Origin of the sequence: Streptomyces sp. NPDC090442 (assembly GCF_044769405.1) — a bacterium.
Taxonomy (GTDB): Bacteria; Actinomycetota; Actinomycetes; order Streptomycetales; family Streptomycetaceae; genus Streptomyces.
The window spans coordinates 1-1,051 of record NZ_JBIVXW010000288.1 but is presented as its reverse complement, the minus strand read 5'-3'; the positions used below and the strand labels follow the sequence as shown (position 1 = coordinate 1,051).

At 67.6% G+C, this 1,051-nt stretch carries 1 protein-coding gene; it reads right to left on the bottom strand.

Going from position 1 to position 1,051, the window contains the following annotated elements:
* Positions 1-1,051: glutamine--fructose-6-phosphate transaminase (isomerizing) (glmS, locus tag ACIQU6_RS45085; protein ID WP_403488599.1), on the bottom strand; the 1,051-nt coding region annotated here is incomplete at both ends.

Below are 1,051 nucleotides of genomic sequence, written 5' to 3'. Positions count from 1 at the left end.
CGCTTCCATCGTGTCGAGCGTTTCGCCGGACTGCGAAATCGTCACGATCAGCTGCTTCGGGTTCGCCACCGCGGCGCGATAGCGGTACTCGCTGGCGATCTCGACCTGACACGGCAATCCGGCGATGGCCTCGATCCAGTAGCGCGCGGTCAATCCCGCGTAATAGCTGGTGCCGCAGGCCAGGATCTGCACGCCCTCGACGCCGGCGAACACCTCGTCGGCCTTGGCGCCGAACAGCGAGGCGCTGAAGCCGTTGTTGTCGATCACCGCTTCGATGGTGTCGGCGATCGCGCGCGGCTGCTCGTGAATTTCCTTCTGCATGAAGTGGCGGTACGGGCCCAGCTCCAGCGAGGCCAGCGACACGTCCGACAGATGCACTTCGCGCTCGATCTGCGCGCCGTCGATGTCGAACACCCGCACTGCGGCGCGGGTGACTTCGGCGGTGTCGCCTTCTTCCAGGAAGATCACCCGGCGCGTGGCCTGCACGATCGCCGACACGTCGCTGGCGACGAAGTTCTCGCCCTCGCCCAGGCCGACCAGCAGCGGGCAGCCCATGCGCGCGGCGATCAGCCGGCCCGGCTCGTTGAGGCTCACCACCGCGATCGCGTAGGCGCCGACCAGCTCGCGCACCGCCGCCTGCACCGCCGCGAGCAGGTCGTGGCCCTGCTTCAGATACGAATGAATGAGGTGGGCGATGACTTCGGTGTCGGTCTGCGATTCGAACGCATAACCGGCCGCGCGCAACCGCTCGCGCTGTTCGTCGTGGTTTTCGATGATGCCGTTATGCACCACCGCCAGTTCGCCGAAGCTGATGTGCGGGTGCGCATTGGCCTCCGTCACTCCGCCGTGGGTCGCCCAGCGGGTGTGGCCGATGCCGATCTGCGCGCTGAACGATTCGGACTGCGCCGCCGCCTCCATCTCCGCCACGCGCCCGGTCCGGCGCACCCGGCGCAGTTGCGCGCCGTCGAACACGGCGATGCCCGCCGAGTCGTAACCGCGGTATTCCACCCGCTTCAAGCCGTCGATCAGGACCGGCACCACATCGCGATCG